Raw genomic sequence first — 15,391 nt, forward strand, 5'->3', positions numbered from 1 at the left:
TAACAAAATAAACTTAAATCAATCTTTAACATTATGAAGAAACTTTTACTCCTTTCTGTATTTGCTTTGGCAACTGCAGTTACGTATGCTGGAGGGTATCGTGTAAGTCTGCAAGGAAACAAATCCTTGGCTATGGGCCACACGGGTGTTGCTGTAGTAAACAGTAGCGAATCTGTATTTTTTAACCCAGCAGGTCTTGTGTACTTAGAAAACAAATTGAACATTACGGGTGGTGGCTTCGGAGTATTTTCCGATGTGGCGTATCAGAATTCGGCAACAGGTGCAACGGCAATGACCGATAGTCCTGTAGGAACTCCTTTCTATTTATATGGTTCTTACCAGGTGAACGATTGGTTAGCTCTTGGTCTTGGGGTGTATACTCCTTTTGGAAGTACTGTAGAGTACGAAGATGATTGGGCTGGTTCTCACTTAGTAAATAATATTGACTTAGCCGCAATTTTTGTGCAGCCTACGGTTTCTATTAAATTGAGCGATTATTTTAGTATAGGTGGTGGGCCAATTTATGTAAATGGGTCTGTAAATTTCAACAGAAACCTAAACCGTACGTTGTCGGATCTTGAAGGGAACCGTTCTGAAGTTACTGTAGATGCTACTGGAGTAACCAAATGGGGATGGACAGCTGGGGCCATGTTTAAGCCTACTGAAAATTTAACAATTGGTGCTCATTACCGTTCAAAAATTATTTTGGATGCAGAAGATGGTGAAGCAGATTTTGAAAATGTTCCAAATTCTCCATTAGCGCCTTTCTCAGATACTACATTTAATGCATCGTTACCGCTGCCTGCTGAAATGACTGTAGGTTTAGCGTATGAATTTTGTGACAAATGGTTGGTTGCTTTCGATTTTAATCGTTCTTTTTGGGATGTATATGAAAGTTTAGATATTGACTTTGCAGATCCTAATATTCCAGATTCTTTTAACCCAAGAAACTACAAAAATGCCTCTACGTACCGTTTCGGTTTGCAGTATGAAGCTACAAGCATGTTTACACTTAGAGCAGGATATTACTTTGATGAGTCTCCAGTGACCGAAGGTTTCTTCTCTCCTGAAACTCCAAGAAATGACAGTAATGCTTATACTGCTGGTTTAACAGTAAACATTACAGATCATCTTCAAATAGATGCTTCTTTCCTATACGTGCATTTTAAAGAAATAGATGCTTCTTATGAAGGATATAGAGAAAACGGTCAAGTGGCTCCATTTAGAGGTACCTACAAGTCGAGTGCTTTTTCACCAGGATTAGGAGTTACTTATAAAATGTAATTTTAAAAAAATTAAGAAAATGAAAAAATCAATATATATAGTATTAGGAGGCTTGCTTACTCTTGGGTTTGTGAGTTGTGAACCAGAGTTTGATACACCAATCGACGAGGGAAATTTTTATACCACCGGTGATGCAGACATGAGCAATTTTGTTTCAGTAGGTAATTCACTTACTGCAGGATTTGCAGATGGAGCTTTATACATTACAGGACAAGAAAACTCCTACCCAAACATTTTGGCACAACAATTTGCGTTGGCAGGTGGAGGTGAATTTACACAGCCCTTAATGAGTGATAATTTAGGAGGTCTTTTATTAAACGGAACTCAAGTTGCAGAGAACAGATTAGTTTTAGCTGCAGACCCAATGACGGGTAATCCTCTTGGTCCAGTAAGACTTGATGGTACTCCAACGACCGAAGTAACTACAAGTGCTACAGGGCCTTTCAATAACATGGGGGTTCCTGGCGCTAAGAGTTTCCATTTAGTAACTCCTGGATATGCAGGTTTAAATCCTTATTTTGGACGTTTTGCTACGAGTGGTAGTACCACTGTTATTGCAGACGCAGTATCTTTAAATCCTTCATTTTTTGCGCTTTGGATTGGAAACAATGATATCTTAAGCTACGCAACTAGCGGAGGTGCTGGTGTAGACCAAACTGGAAACTTAGATCCTTCAACCTATGGTTCCAACGATATTACAGATCCAAATGTATTTGCTTCTGTGTATAGCCAACAAGTAGATGCTTTAAAGGCAGGTGCTTCTGGAGGTGTGTTAATTAACATTCCAGACGTAACATCTATTCCATACTTTACAACAGTACCCGTACGTTCTATTCCTTTAGATGCTGCAACAGCTGGGGCAGTAAATGCACAATTTGCATTATATAATACACAGGTACTTCCAGGTTTGGTAGGTGCTGGAGTTATTTCGGCAGAGGAAGCAGCTGCGCGTCAGATTAATTTCTCGGCAGGTGTAAATTTCCCAATTATGGTAGATGATGATTTAACAGATCTTTCTACGATTCTTCAAGGGCCTCCATTTAACCTTCCTGCTCCTATAGCAGGTTTGTTAGGGCAATTGCGCCAGGCAAATGAAACCGATTTGGTGGTGTTAACTGCGTCTTCAGTGTTAGGTACTTTGGCAGATCCTAGTAATCCACAATCTGTAATTGGAGTGGCTGTTCCACTTGGAGATCAGTTTGTACTTACTGGTGTTGAGCAAGGAAGAGTAAGCGTTGCAACCAGAGCGTACAATACTACAATTATCTCTTTGGCAACAGCTAATGGATTAGCATTTGTAGATGCTCGTAGAGCTTTAGCAGAGGTTGCTAACGGTGGTATTGCTTACGATGGAGGTTTGTTAACTAATACGTTTGCTACAGGCGGAGCGTTCTCTTTAGATGGAGTGCATCCAACACCTCGTGGGTATGCATATACTGCAAACCTTATTATCGACAAAATAAACAGTACCTATAACGCCACAATTCCTAATGTGAACATTGGCGAGTACGGTACCATTACCATTACAAACAATGGTAATTAAAACCGAATAAATTTTTAGTATAACCGCTTTAAGAAGATTCTTAAAGCGGTTTTTTTATACCTTTAAATTAAAATAAAAAATCATGAATTGGATTTTAAAATTGTTACTAACGGCGGTAGCTGTTATCGTTTTGGCTTATATGCTTCCCGGAGTTGAAGTATCTGGATACCTTTCGGCAGTAATTGTTGCTCTTGTATTGGCGATTTTAAGGCTGCTTGTGAAACCTATTCTCGTAGTGCTTACGTTTCCAATTACTATAATTACCTTGGGGCTATTCTTATTGGTTATAAACGCAATTATTATACTCTTGGCAGACTTTTTTATAGATGGCTTTGCCGTTCGTACTATTTGGTGGGCACTTATTTTTAGCTTGCTGTTATCTTTTTTGCAATCTATATTGCACTCGCTGGTATCCAAAGAAAAATAACCAATTCAATTTCAGTAATCCTACTATTGTTCAATCGGTTAAAAAACCGTATTTTTGCATCCCGAAAATTATAGGATATATGAACATTACAAAAAAGGAATTAGACAAGTTAAACGCAGTTGTAACTGTTGAAATTTCAAAAGACGACTACGAAGATAAGGTGCAAGGCATTTTAAACAAGTACCGAAAAACCGCTAACATCCCAGGATTTAGAAAAGGACACGTGCCTATGGGAATGGTTAAAAAACAGTACGGACAAGCGGTACTGGTAGAGGAGGTAAACAAATTGTTGCAAGAGAATCTACATAAGTTTTTAAACGAAGAAAAATTAGACGTACTTGGAAATCCTATTCCACGTAACGAAGCCGAAATAGACTGGAATAGTGACGATTTTAAATTTGAGTTTGATCTAGGTCTTGCACCAGAATTTGAAGTAGCCTTACCAGGAAAAAAAGCGACTACCCAATATAAGATTGTTGCAGATGACGAGATGATTAACAATCAGGTAAAAACTATCCGTAAGCAATACGGAACGTTAACGTCTAAAAATACCGTTGAAAAAGGAGACGAAATTACGGGAACCTTTACTTCAACCGAAAAAGAACTTGAAAATAAAACTACTATTTCTTTAGAAGCTATTAAAGGCAAGAAGCAAATAACTGCATTAACGGGAGCCAAAATTGGTGATGAGGTTGTTTTGAAAACCAAAGGAATGTTTAGCGACGATCATGACAACCAAAAGTATTTAGGAGTGTCTCACGACGATGCACACGGTTTGGATATTGAAGTAACGTTGAAGATTGAAGAAGTAAACCAACGAGAAATGGCAGATCTTACTCAAGAATTATTTGACAAGCTTTTCGGTGAAGGCGTAGTAACTTCAGAAGACCAATTAAAAGATAAAATAAAGGAGGATGCCGAAGGACAGTTTCTACAGCAAAGTGACCAAAAGCTGTTGAATGATGTCGTGGAAGATTTAATTGAAAACACCAAGTTTGACCTTCCGAAGGAGTTTTTACAACGTTGGATTCAAGTTTCAGGCGAAAAGCCTTTAACAGATGAAGAAGCCGCTGCAGAGTTTGAAAGAAGCGAAAAAGGATTGCGTTACCAGTTAATTGAAGGAAAGTTACGTGCAGATAACAATCTACAAGTAACCTTTGATGAGTTGAAAGAGTACGCAAAAAATATGATTAAAGGTCAAATGGCTCAGTTTGGAAATTCTAACCCAACCGAAGAAGAATTGGATGGTATTTCGGCAAGAATTCTTTCAAACGAAGAAGAGGTAAAACGCTTGAGCGAGCAATTGAATACCACTAAAATGTTACAGTTTTATAAAGATAAAGCAAAACTGAAGACAAAAGAAATTACGTACGAAAAGTTCATCAAAGAAGCCTATGCGTAATTGAGCAAAAAATTAGGTATCTTTGAGGGCGTTGAAAGTAAGTATTCAGCGCCTTCATTGTTTAAAAAAGAATTTTCAGTTTATATGAATTACGGAAAAGAATTTAAAGACTTTGCCATTAAAGATCAAGGCATTAGCAGCACCTACTACGATACAATTTTAAGCAGTATGTATCCTGTGGGTCTTACCCCAAATATTATTGAAGAACGCCAAATGAATGCGGTGGCTATGGACGTGTTTTCACGTTTAATGATGGATCGTATTATTTTTCTGGGAACTGGTATTAACGATCAAGTAGCAAACATTGTGCAAGCGCAATTGTTATTTTTAGAAAGCACAGATGCTGCTAAGGATATTCAAATTTATATTAACTCTCCAGGAGGAAGTGTATATGCTGGCTTAGGTATTTATGATACCATGCAATTTATCAAACCAGATGTAGCAACAATATGTACTGGAATGGCGGCTTCTATGGGAGCTGTATTGTTGTGCGCAGGCGCAAAAGGAAAAAGAAGTGGTCTTACCCATTCAAGAGTGATGATCCATCAACCTTTAGGTGGCGCTCAAGGGCAAGCCAGTGATATTGAAATCACAGCTCGTGAGATTATGACCTTAAAGGAAGAATTATACAAGATTATAGCCAAACATAGCGGCCAGTCATACGAGAAAGTATATGAAGATAGCGATCGTGACTATTGGATGAAAGCAGACAAGGCAAAAGAATATGGAATGATTGATGAGATTTTAGCTCGATAATCCTTCCTAAAATAAAAATATGGCGAAAGAAGAATTAGAATGTTCATTTTGCGGTCGTAAAAAAGCCGAAACTAACTTGCTTATAGCAGGTCTGGATGCACATATATGCGATAGATGTATTGAGCAGGCGCACGGTATTGTGGTAGAAGAAGCATTGCATACTACCAACACCGATTTGAACAAAGACGTAATGCTTAAAAAGCCAAAAGCCATTAAAGAGTTTTTGGACGATTATGTGATTGGTCAGGAATTCACCAAGAAGGTAATGTCTGTAGCGGTTTACAATCACTACAAACGATTACTACAACCTAAGAGTGATGACGATATTGAAATACAAAAAAGTAATATCATAATCGTTGGACAAACAGGTACGGGTAAAACATTAATTGCAAAAACCATTGCAAGAATGCTGAATGTGCCATTAGCAATAGTGGATGCGACCGTATTAACTGAAGCAGGGTACGTTGGAGAAGATGTAGAAAGTATTCTTACCAGACTATTACAGGCTGCAGATTACAACTTAGAAAAAGCCCAAAACGGAATTGTATTTATAGACGAAATAGATAAAATTGCACGTAAAAGTGATAATCCAAGCATTACACGCGATGTAAGTGGCGAAGGTGTACAGCAAGCCTTGCTAAAATTGTTGGAAGGAACCACTGTGAACGTACCGCCTAAAGGAGGGCGTAAACACCCGGATCAAAAGTTTATTGAGGTAAATACCGAGAACATCCTTTTTATTGCCGGAGGTGCTTTTGATGGTATCGAAAGACATATCTCAAAGAGATTGAATATGCAGGCTGTTGGTTTTAGCGCGTCTAAAAAAGAAGATGTCTTCAACAAAGATCACATACTTAAATATATTATCCCGAAAGACTTAAAAGATTTTGGTTTAATTCCTGAAATTATTGGTCGATTGCCCGTGCTTACTTATATGAATCCATTGGATAAAGAAACGCTACGCGCTATCTTAACCGAACCTAAGAACGCCATAATAAAGCAATACAAGAAGTTGTTTGAAATGGACGGGGTAGAATTTATTATTACTACTGAAGCATTAGACTTTATAGTAGAGCAGGCTATCGAGTACAAATTGGGAGCCAGAGGGCTTAGGTCGCTTTGTGAGGCCGTTCTAACTGATGCTATGTACGAGTTGCCTAGCGATGAAAAAACAAAGACACTTAAAGTGACAAAAGACTACGCCGAAGAAAAACTTCAAAAAACAACTATTAAGAAGTTAAAGGCTGTTTCTTAACTCCTTCAAATAAACTTTAAAAACTATAAAAATCCACAGTTACACCATCGTAGTCTGTGGATTTGCTTTTTAAAAAACTTCGGTACTACAATTAGTTTTCTTCTTTTACCTATTATAGATGCTTTTATAGCATCATTGGAAATAAGCCAGTTGCGGCCATTTTAAAAGACATCTATCATGCCTTGGCGCGCCAGCAAACTAATGCATTCTTGATTATAAAAGTAACAGCTTTCTGGGTTTTTCTTACAGCACTACACAGCAAAGGACAATACGTTTCCTGCCTATAGTTTTTTTAAAATTGGCGCGAAGGATTCTCTATAACAGGCATTACTATTCCGCGCATCACAAATATATTAGGTATTGGGTAGGGTGAAATATAGTTTAATCAATAGTATACAACAAAAAAAAGCCGAACATCCCCTGTTCGGCTTTTTACTTACTTTAACTTAATCTATCTAATCTATGGCATTTTTCAATGCAATAAAAGTCTTTATGGGGTTGCAATAACCGTTTTCTTATTTTTGGAAGCAATTTTATGTTGAAATTGCTCTTTCTTGTCTTTTAACGTGTAGCCAGCAACTTCAGAATTCTCTTTTTTAATGGCTGAAGTAGTTCCGCAAGAAGTAAAGCTTACTGCGAAAATTAATAGGGCTACTATATAAACTAAATTTTTCATGTGTGAGGTTTCATTCATTTGAACAGTACAAACGTATGGCGTAAGAAAAGGACTACCAAAACTTTTAGTTGAAATGGCTTGGAAACTCGTTGAAATACACGTGGAATTTCTACTTTCGATGAAGTGCAAAAATCATCGATTTTGCGCGTGTTTTTAGGCGATGAAAGGGGTTGTTAGTCGATGGTGATGTTTAACTTCTCGTTATTGAGTTGCAAAAGCTCTTCAATATAATCTCTTTTGTTAGATAATCTTGGGACCTTATGTTGTCCTCCTAATTTTCCATTTCCTTTTAACCAATCGTAAAAAAGACGTTCTCTCGCACAATGAATGGTTGGGGAATTTAATGTTGTATTATTGAATCGTTTTGCTTCGTAATCGCTGTTTACTTCTTTAAGCGCATTGTCAAAAACATCGGCAAATACTCTAAAATCATTGGGCGGAGTTTTAAATTCAATAATCCACTCGTGAGCACCCTTGTTTTTACCTTCCATAAAAATAGGGGCTGCCGTATAATCTACCACTTCGGTATTTGTAATGGAAGAGGCTTTTCTAAGAGCAGCTTCTGCATTTTCTATAATAAGTTCTTCTCCAAACACATTAATATGGTGCTTAGTGCGTCCTGTAACTTTAATCCGGTGTGGTTTGGTTGACGTAAAGCGTACAGTATCTCCAATTTTATAGCGCCATAATCCAGCATTGGTGGTGATTATGATAGCGTAATTTGCACCTTCTTCAACATCGGCTAACGGAATGATAGTCTCTTTAGGTGTGCCGTACGTATCCATTGGGATAAATTCGTAGAAAATTCCGTAGTCCAACATTAAGAGAAGCTCTTTGTTGGCATTTCTATCCTGTATGGCAAAAAATCCTTCCGAAGCGTTATAAATCTCATAATACCTAAAATTATCCTTTGGTAGTATTCTATTGTATTGCTCTATATAAGGATCAAAACTTACACCACCGTGAAAATATACTTCCAGGTTTGGCCAGATTTCAAACAGATTTTCTTTTCCGGTAGTCTCAAGGACATTGTTCAGCAAAACAAGCATCCATGAGGGTACACCCGCCAGACTTGTTACATTTTCTTTGATAGTTTCATTTACAATAGCCTGCATTTTGGTTTCCCAATCTGCCATCAAGGAAATCTCGTTTTTTGGGGTACTGCTATATTCGGCCCAAAAAGGCATATTGTCAATCAAAATAGCAGAAAGATCTCCAAACACAGTACCGTTCTCTTGATACAACTCTTTACTGCCTCCCAGACGCAACCCTTTCCCTACAAATAATTGGGAGTCTGGATTGTTGTTTAAGTACATGCACAACAAATCTTTACTGGCTGCATAATGGCAATCTTCCAGCGAGTCACTGCTTACGGGTATAAACTTACTTTTGGCATTCGTGGTACCACTGGATTTAGCAAACCATTTTATAGGAGTGGGCCAAAAGATATTATTTTCTCCTTTTCGGGCACGCTCTATACGTTCTTGATTGTCTTCGTACGTGGTAACAGGAATGCGATACGCAAATTCTTGATAGGATTTTATAGTGCTGAAATCGTACTGCTTGCCAATTTCGGTGTTTTTTGCTTTTTGAATAAGGTTTTGTAGCAGCTCTTCTTGCACGTCTATAGGATATTTAAGGAACAGCTCAATCTGGTGGAACCGTTTCTTTAAAAACCAGGAGGCAATAGAATTTACAATGGGGATTGGCATATTTTTCTGCTATCTTTAGGCAATAAAAATAACATTTTTTCTGATAGGGAATTTCAATTGTTTCAAATTTGAAATATTCTAGAATTTACAAGCTTAAAAATTAATGCAATACAAAGGTGTTTTACGAAAAATGCAGACCGAAAATGGGTCGCCTATTCAATATTATTTGGTGTTTGAAAACGATTTTCTGCAGATGAACCAATTATTAGACAAGAAACTGAAGATTGAATTTATAGGATATGAATGTCTTCATTGTGGGTTAAATAAAAAAATATACCGACAGGGCTATTGTTACGATTGTTTTTATGAAGTACCTCAAGCGGCAGACTGGATTATGAAACCAGAGCTTAGTACGGCACATTTGGATAAAGAAGACCGAGATTTGGAATACGAAAAAAGAGTGCAGCTCCAACCGCACATTGTATACTTGGCCAACAGCAGTAATGTAAAAGTAGGCGTTACAAGAAAAACACAAGTGCCCACCCGTTGGATAGATCAAGGCGCACACGAAGCTATTGAAATTGTAGAAGTACCCAACCGTTACCTCGCAGGGATAACAGAAGTTGCTTTAAAAGATCACGTAGGTGATAAGACCAACTGGCGCACCATGCTTAAAAATGAAATTGCAGATGAAAATTTAGTAGCTTGGCGAGACAAGTTGAAACAATACCTCCCGGAAGAAGCGTTGCCTTATTTTATAGAAAATAATACCGAAACCAATCTCGAATTCCCAGTATTGCAATATCCCACAAAACTGAAAAGTCTCAATCTTAGTAAGACGCCAGTTTTTGAAGGCATCTTAAAAGGGATAAAAGCGCAATACCTAATATTTGAAGATAATACAGTATTTAACGTACGTGGAAGTGAGGGGTATGTTGTAGCTATCTCCGTAGGTTAATCTAACAACATTCGAATAAATTGAACTAGCGATCCCGCCACTAAGGCAATTCCAATAATAGTGTAAACTATAGGATTATTTTTACGTTTTCGTTCTCCTAACTTCTTGCTCATTTTTCCGTAAAAATACAAGGTTGTTATTTTTCCAAGGAAGATTCCTACAAAGAAAAAAGTCAGATTTAATATGGGGCTAAATTTAGAAAGAGAGAACAAATAGGTATTGGCAAGACTAATAATCAATATCCAGAAAATAAGCGCTGGAGGGTTTATAAAAGCCAACAGAAAACCTTGCCAGAAACGTCCAATCTTTGCTTTTTTTGAAAGTGGATTCTCAAAATCTATTTCAATCCAGTTGCGAACTAAAATTAAAACTCCCAACGCGAAAAATATAAATAGAATGGTGTATTGTACCCACGGATTATCTTCAAAAAAATCTGTAAAAACCTGACTGTATAGTAGTGCAATGAAAGATAATACTACACTTCCCAAACCGGCGCCTAACGTAATTTGAAATCCTTTCCTAAAAGATTTTTCAAGGGTTGTGGTAATTACTGCTACATTGGAAGAGCTAGCAGGAAGAGCTCCCAAGCCAGAAGCCAGAAAGCCGGTTACTAAAAAGACAACCAGCATAAGAATATCATATATCATTTACATAAATTTTATGCGTTTTACGTACGCTAGTGTCTGTCAAGTATTTTTTTTTAAAAATAAATTCGCATTAGTTATTAATGGAATCTTTCTTCTTCCCGAAGAGTCCGCCAAAAATGTCTTTTACAATTTCGGTGGGATCGGTCTTGGGGGTCCCTGTATTGTTGGTATTTGTAGAATCTTTTGGTTTGTTACCCCCACCAATAAGGTCTTTCAAAATATCGTTTCCTTTATCTTTTAAGTCATTTTTCTGTTTGTCAATTAATTTTTGTGTAAGTGTTGTCACAGCAGCTTTTGTGTCTACTGAAATTTTTGGATTGGTCATGGTTCCGTTAAGGCCAATAGGCAGATTTACTTTGGTGTTTTCTGCATCTGAAGGATCTAGTTTGGCTAAAAGAGTATTAATGTCGCCACCCAAATATTTTGCAGGTACATCCAGATTTACATTGTAGTTAATGCTTTTATCCAGGCTATGTGTTCCGGCTACCCTAACCCCAATACCCTTAACGTCAAAGTCGAAAGGCTGCACTTCTATATTCCCTTGGTTAAATTTAAGTACGGTGCTTATATCGCGAAGACTTAGTTTGTCTAAGTTTAAAAATTTTACTTGGTCTCCTAATTTTGAAAGTAATGGACTTTTATTTTTATCTACTTCCGCAGTAATAATTTGTGCTAAGGCGTCTCCTGCCAGTGTGGTGAGTTTTGGTGTTAAGTTATTATTTAGTTCACCGTTCAACTTAATTTTTGTGTTAAGATTTCCTTGTAATGATTGTGCAATAGGAGCCAAGAAGTTCAACAAATCTAATTGCTGAAAAGAACTGGCAATGTCAATTTTACTTAAATCAAGATCCATGGCAAATGTAGGCGTGTTGTTTTTTGTTGAAACATTACCAGATAATGCCACATTTCCGCCTAAAAGGGATGATGTTACATTGCTTAAGCTTGCCGTTTCGTTCTTAATAGAAACAGTTCCTTTTGCATTATCCAGCGTAAGATCGTCATAGATTACTTTCTTTGCCGAAAAGTTAAGGGTAGCGTCCAAAAAATCTGGAATTTTAATACTTTCCTCTTTGGCAATTGCAGTATTATTAGTGTTCCCTTCTGCTTTCTTTCCAGATGCTGGAACCTCCTCGGCCATAAAGTCGTTTAGGTTGAAGGTATTTGAGGTGACATTAAAAACACCTTTTAAATCTTGTTTAGACATAACCCACGGGATGAGGTTTTGAATATCTCCATTGGCTTGCACGTCTGTACCGCCGGTAGTAGCAGTCATTTCGTTTAACCTAATATTATTTCCTGACGACATCGTAATCGCTGCCTTTCCAATATTGATAGGATTTTTAAAAGTTGCGTCGGTATAGGTGAAGTCACTTAAACTTGCCGTACCGTTGGTTTTAATGTTTTGATATTGTTCATTTTCTACTGAGGCCATATCAAAGTTGGTCGTAACGTCTGCTTTAAAAACACCGCGCAAGGGTTGTTCCATTTCAATAGGAAGTACCTGGTCTATGTTGGCCAAATTTAAGGTTCCCTTTAATGCCAGATGTACGAGAGCATTCTCGGTTAAATCCCGAATACTTCCATTAGCAGTAAATAGCTCATCATCTATTTTAAAAGTGAGGTTGCCAATGTTTAAGTAGGTATCTTTTAAGAAGCCCGTTTCATTCATTAAATCTGCATTAATGGTAATATTTCGAACGGTTTTAGGCAAGTCTGGATATTTGAACGAGGCATTCGTACTTCGCACTTTTATGTCCATGGTTGGAATGCGCTCTTCATCTACAATTCCCTTCAGTTTACCATCTACCGTAAAATCTCCTGTGGTGGTAACACCGTCCAGTTCTTTTACATATACCTTCGGAATAACGGCTAGAAAGTTTTTAAAATCTGAGGAAGGTGTTTTAAACGTCAAGTCAATTTCATTAGTAGTTTCGTTCACTTTTACAAAGCCATTGAACGTAAGTGGAAGGTCATTGATTTTTGCTTCATTTTCTAAAAAAGTATATTTCTGGTTTTTTAGGTCTAACTGAAAATCGGCATCCAAGGATACTTTGTTGTTGTTCAAATAATCAACATCGCCCAGCTTTAAAGAGACTAATGCATCGGTTTTGGTAGCAAGATTAGAAATATCCAACGAAAAATCTCCATCGCCTTTATGGTTTACTTCCGTAAGCGTCAAGTAAGTTTTGGTGGCTTCGTCTATGTAATTAATGCGGGAATTGTTTACTTCATACTGCTGCAAATCGAATACAAATCCTTTTTCTTCGGCGGTAGCAGTTTTATCTGCTATGGGAGCGTCGGATTTTACAGCTACATCATAATTGGCGTTGCCTAGACTGTCTATTTTAATATTTATAAATGCATTGTTTAATTGTAAGGCATCTATTTTTATAGCTTCATTACTGCTTTTGAATAATTGAGTGATGCCCATGTCTATCTTCAAAGATTCGCCGCTGGCTAGGGTGTCACCTGCGAACGGTGCTTTATTAATAACTGTAAAATCCTTTATCACAACAGCCGCATTTGGAAAACTTCGGAACAAACTAAGATCCAATTCTTCCCAGGCCACGGTAGCGTTTAGGTTTTTATTAATGTTCTTTTTAAGTAAATCTTCTATGGTTCCCTTAAATAGAAAGGGGGCAAGGATGAGAAGGATTATAACGACTCCTAAAACGATTCCTAAAATTTTAAATATCTTTTTCATCTTTAGTGCCCGTACAAGCGGGTATATTTTATTATTCTTGTTTAATTTCTTCAGGAGTGGTGCCTGTGTGCTGTAGCGTTGCAGCATTGTATTGAAGGTTCAGCTCTTCTCCTATATTTAACCCAAATCTTTTTCGAAGTACATACACACTTGCATATAACAATGGCGTGTCTAAGGCGGCCATTAAAACTTTAAAAAGGAAACCGCTCACTAATAGTGCTGTAAAGAGCGACCAAGCTATTTTTCCGAAGAGACACAGCAACAATAATACCGCGAATGTATCTACAAACTGCGAAAGAAATGTAGAAAAATTATTGCGTAGCCAAAGGTATTTTCCTTTTGTGACGCGTTTCCAGAAATGGAACAACTGTATGTCTATATATTGTGCCAATAAATATGCTAACATTGAGGCAAAAACCGCAATGGCTGTAGCGCCAAATACTTTGCTGAAAAGCACATCGTCCACGGGACTCCACGTAGTTGCCGGAACCATATCTGCCAGGTAGACTATGATCAATGAAAATAGCGATGCAAAAATTCCAGCCGTCACTACTTGGTTTGCTTTTTTCTTACCGTATACTTCACTAATAATATCGGTTATTAAAAAAGTAATTGGGTAGGGAAGAATACCTACTGAAATTTCAAAGGTGTACAAGCCGAAGAAGTCCCACGTAAAAAACTTCTGAAATATTAAGTTCCCCACGACCAGCGCAGAAATGAACAACACTCCCAGAATGAAGTAGATACGTTGCGCTAACAAAATGTCTTTTATGGGAAGCTGCTTCAAAAGTTTAGTTTGTAGTGCAAAGATAATGGTCAATCTTTTTGTTTTCCTTAATTTCGTCTTAAAACAAAAACCTCGCATATCAATCATAACAACAACATATACTTGTCTTTAGGGAGCAATCTTGGCAACCGTTTCGAGTATTTACAGCAAGCGGTAGATGCTATTTTTGTGGAAATAGGTACTTTGCATAAAATATCTTCGGTGTATGAAACCCCAGCGATGGGCTTCGATGGCAACGCATTCTTAAATTGTGTGCTATGGGTTCGTTCTTCCCTAACCGCAAAGCAAACCTTGAAAGCTCTTCAGAAAATTGAAAAGAAACTGGGCAGGGAACGAAAGAAAACTTTGGAAGGCTATGCGTCCCGTACTATTGATATAGACATCTTACTTTTTAACGATGAAATACTATCTGAAAAGGAATTGGAAGTGCCACATCCCAGAATGCAGGAACGGACTTTTGTACTGCAACCTTTGGCCGAAGTGAATGGGCAGTTGGTGCATCCTATGCTTCAGCAAAATGTGATTAAATTATTGTCGCAGACTAAAGATAAAGGAAGCATCACCAAACAATCTAAATGGCTGCGCAATCCTAAACAGGATTACGATATTTCCAAACTGAATTATATTGCCATAGAAGGCAACATAGGTGCAGGCAAAACCAGTCTGGCCACCAAAATAGCAGCCGATTTTAACGCAAAATTAATTCTGGAACGTTTTAAAGACAATCCGTTTTTACCTAAGTTTTATGAAGACCAGTCGCGGTATGCGTTTCCGTTGGAAATGTCTTTTTTGGCCGATCGTTACCAGCAATTGTTGGAGGATATCACTCAATTCGATTTGTTTCAGGAATGTGTGGTAACCGATTATGATGCTTACAAATCTTTAATATTTGCCAAAGTCACCCTAGCCGACGAAGAATTTAACCTGTATAAGAAACTTTTCAACTTAATGCATAAGGAGTTGCCCAAGCCAGATGTATACGTGTACTTATACCAGAATACGGGTAGGCTTCTAGAAAACATCCAAAAGCGCGGCCGGAAGTATGAAAAGGGAATTGTTCCAGAATACCTCAATAAAATTAACGAAGGTTACTTCGAATTTATAAAAACCCAACCCCAGGAAAAGGTGAAGATTATTGATGTTTCAAAAATAGACTTTGTGAAAAACAGAAAAGAGTATTTGGAAGTATTAAAGCAATTGCTTTCTTAACTGGTTTATAGTTCGTGGTTGAACTGTTTCCTATATTCTTTGCCTAATAGATGCACGACGGACGGGATTTTACTTTCTATGCTAATTTATG

13 protein-coding genes are annotated in these 15,391 nt (G+C 37.5%); 8 read left to right on the forward strand and 5 right to left on the reverse strand.

Annotation, left to right across the window (positions count from 1 at the left end):
- Positions 1-33 precede the first annotated feature (33 nt).
- From ACQ2HF_RS06330 to clpX, 6 genes are all read left to right on the forward strand, one after another.
- Positions 34-1,284 (forward strand): OmpP1/FadL family transporter, encoded by a 1,251-nt coding sequence (locus ACQ2HF_RS06330; RefSeq protein WP_432412684.1) that lies wholly within the window; start codon positions 34-36, stop codon positions 1,282-1,284.
- 19 nt (positions 1,285-1,303) lie between these two features.
- Positions 1,304-2,827: a G-D-S-L family lipolytic protein gene (locus ACQ2HF_RS06335; protein WP_432412685.1), complete on the forward strand. Its 1,524-nt coding sequence runs from the start codon at positions 1,304-1,306 to the stop codon at positions 2,825-2,827.
- An 82-nt stretch (positions 2,828-2,909) separates the two neighbouring features.
- Positions 2,910-3,254, forward strand: coding sequence for a phage holin family protein (locus ACQ2HF_RS06340; RefSeq protein WP_432412686.1), 345 nt, complete (start codon positions 2,910-2,912; stop codon positions 3,252-3,254).
- 79 nt (positions 3,255-3,333) lie between these two features.
- The gene (tig, locus tag ACQ2HF_RS06345) at positions 3,334-4,656 is read left to right on the forward strand and encodes a trigger factor (protein WP_432412687.1); all 1,323 of its coding nucleotides are present in this window, start codon (positions 3,334-3,336) and stop codon (positions 4,654-4,656) included.
- A gap of 84 nt (positions 4,657-4,740) precedes the next feature.
- Positions 4,741-5,412 (forward strand): ATP-dependent Clp endopeptidase proteolytic subunit ClpP, encoded by a 672-nt coding sequence (gene clpP, locus ACQ2HF_RS06350; RefSeq protein WP_432413060.1) that lies wholly within the window; start codon positions 4,741-4,743, stop codon positions 5,410-5,412.
- Positions 5,413-5,431: 19 nt separating this feature from the next.
- On the forward strand, positions 5,432-6,667 hold the full coding sequence (clpX, locus tag ACQ2HF_RS06355) for an ATP-dependent Clp protease ATP-binding subunit ClpX (protein WP_432412688.1): 1,236 nt from the start codon (positions 5,432-5,434) through the stop codon (positions 6,665-6,667).
- 490 nt (positions 6,668-7,157) lie between these two features.
- Here clpX and ACQ2HF_RS06360 read toward each other — a convergent pair whose 3' ends face one another.
- Both ACQ2HF_RS06360 and ACQ2HF_RS06365 read right to left on the reverse strand, forming a co-directional pair.
- A complete protein-coding gene (locus ACQ2HF_RS06360) occupies positions 7,158-7,343 on the reverse strand; it encodes a hypothetical protein (protein WP_432412689.1) in 186 nt (61 codons plus the stop codon).
- A gap of 173 nt (positions 7,344-7,516) precedes the next feature.
- Positions 7,517-9,055: a GH3 auxin-responsive promoter family protein gene (locus tag ACQ2HF_RS06365; RefSeq protein WP_432412690.1), complete on the reverse strand. Its 1,539-nt coding sequence runs from the start codon at positions 9,053-9,055 to the stop codon at positions 7,517-7,519.
- Positions 9,056-9,158: 103 nt separating this feature from the next.
- Between ACQ2HF_RS06365 and ACQ2HF_RS06370 the strand changes: the two genes are divergently transcribed.
- Entirely contained in the window at positions 9,159-9,953 is a 795-nt protein-coding gene (locus ACQ2HF_RS06370; RefSeq protein WP_432412691.1) for a DUF2797 domain-containing protein, read from the forward strand.
- On the opposite strand, the gene ACQ2HF_RS06375 is transcribed toward ACQ2HF_RS06370, so the two are convergent.
- The 3 genes from ACQ2HF_RS06375 to ACQ2HF_RS06385 all read right to left on the reverse strand — a co-directional run bounded on the left by ACQ2HF_RS06375 (position 9,950) and on the right by ACQ2HF_RS06385 (position 14,124).
- Complete coding sequence (locus tag ACQ2HF_RS06375) at positions 9,950-10,600, reverse strand: LysE family transporter (RefSeq protein WP_432412692.1); 651 nt, start codon at positions 10,598-10,600, stop codon at positions 9,950-9,952. The two genes, ACQ2HF_RS06370 and ACQ2HF_RS06375, sit on opposite strands and share 4 nt — an antisense overlap.
- Before the next feature lie 70 nt (positions 10,601-10,670).
- Positions 10,671-13,304 (reverse strand): AsmA-like C-terminal region-containing protein, encoded by a 2,634-nt coding sequence (locus tag ACQ2HF_RS06380; RefSeq protein ID WP_432412693.1) that lies wholly within the window; start codon positions 13,302-13,304, stop codon positions 10,671-10,673.
- 31 nt (positions 13,305-13,335) lie between these two features.
- Entirely contained in the window at positions 13,336-14,124 is a 789-nt protein-coding gene (locus tag ACQ2HF_RS06385; RefSeq protein WP_432412694.1) for a queuosine precursor transporter, read from the reverse strand.
- Between the two features lie 69 nt (positions 14,125-14,193).
- Here ACQ2HF_RS06385 and folK point away from each other — a divergent pair, with 69 nt between their 5' ends.
- Complete coding sequence (gene folK / locus ACQ2HF_RS06390; RefSeq protein ID WP_432412695.1) at positions 14,194-15,300, forward strand: 2-amino-4-hydroxy-6-hydroxymethyldihydropteridine diphosphokinase; 1,107 nt, start codon at positions 14,194-14,196, stop codon at positions 15,298-15,300.
- Positions 15,301-15,391 lie beyond the last annotated feature (91 nt).

It is taken from the genome of Rasiella sp. SM2506 (genome assembly GCF_050859505.1).
Taxonomy (GTDB): domain Bacteria; phylum Bacteroidota; class Bacteroidia; order Flavobacteriales; family Flavobacteriaceae; genus Marinirhabdus.

Bases quoted from the DNA above. Each gene is read 5' to 3' on its own strand.
- ACQ2HF_RS06375 (WP_432412692.1), bottom strand. From the start codon at position 10,600: ATGATATATGATATTCTTATGCTGGTTGTCTTTTTAGTAACCGGCTTT.
- ACQ2HF_RS06380 (WP_432412693.1), bottom strand. From the start codon at position 13,304: ATGAAAAAGATATTTAAAATTTTAGGAATCGTTTTAGGAGTCGTTATA.
- ACQ2HF_RS06340 (WP_432412686.1), top strand. From the start codon at position 2,910: ATGAATTGGATTTTAAAATTGTTACTAACGGCGGTAGCTGTTATCGTT.
- clpX (WP_432412688.1), top strand. From the start codon at position 5,432: ATGGCGAAAGAAGAATTAGAATGTTCATTTTGCGGTCGTAAAAAAGCC.
- ACQ2HF_RS06335 (WP_432412685.1), top strand. From the start codon at position 1,304: ATGAAAAAATCAATATATATAGTATTAGGAGGCTTGCTTACTCTTGGG.
- ACQ2HF_RS06330 (WP_432412684.1), top strand. From the start codon at position 34: ATGAAGAAACTTTTACTCCTTTCTGTATTTGCTTTGGCAACTGCAGTT.
- ACQ2HF_RS06365 (WP_432412690.1), bottom strand. From the start codon at position 9,055: ATGCCAATCCCCATTGTAAATTCTATTGCCTCCTGGTTTTTAAAGAAA.
- tig (WP_432412687.1), top strand. From the start codon at position 3,334: ATGAACATTACAAAAAAGGAATTAGACAAGTTAAACGCAGTTGTAACT.
- ACQ2HF_RS06360 (WP_432412689.1), bottom strand. From the start codon at position 7,343: ATGAAAAATTTAGTTTATATAGTAGCCCTATTAATTTTCGCAGTAAGC.
- ACQ2HF_RS06370 (WP_432412691.1), top strand. From the start codon at position 9,159: ATGCAATACAAAGGTGTTTTACGAAAAATGCAGACCGAAAATGGGTCG.
- clpP (WP_432413060.1), top strand. From the start codon at position 4,741: ATGAATTACGGAAAAGAATTTAAAGACTTTGCCATTAAAGATCAAGGC.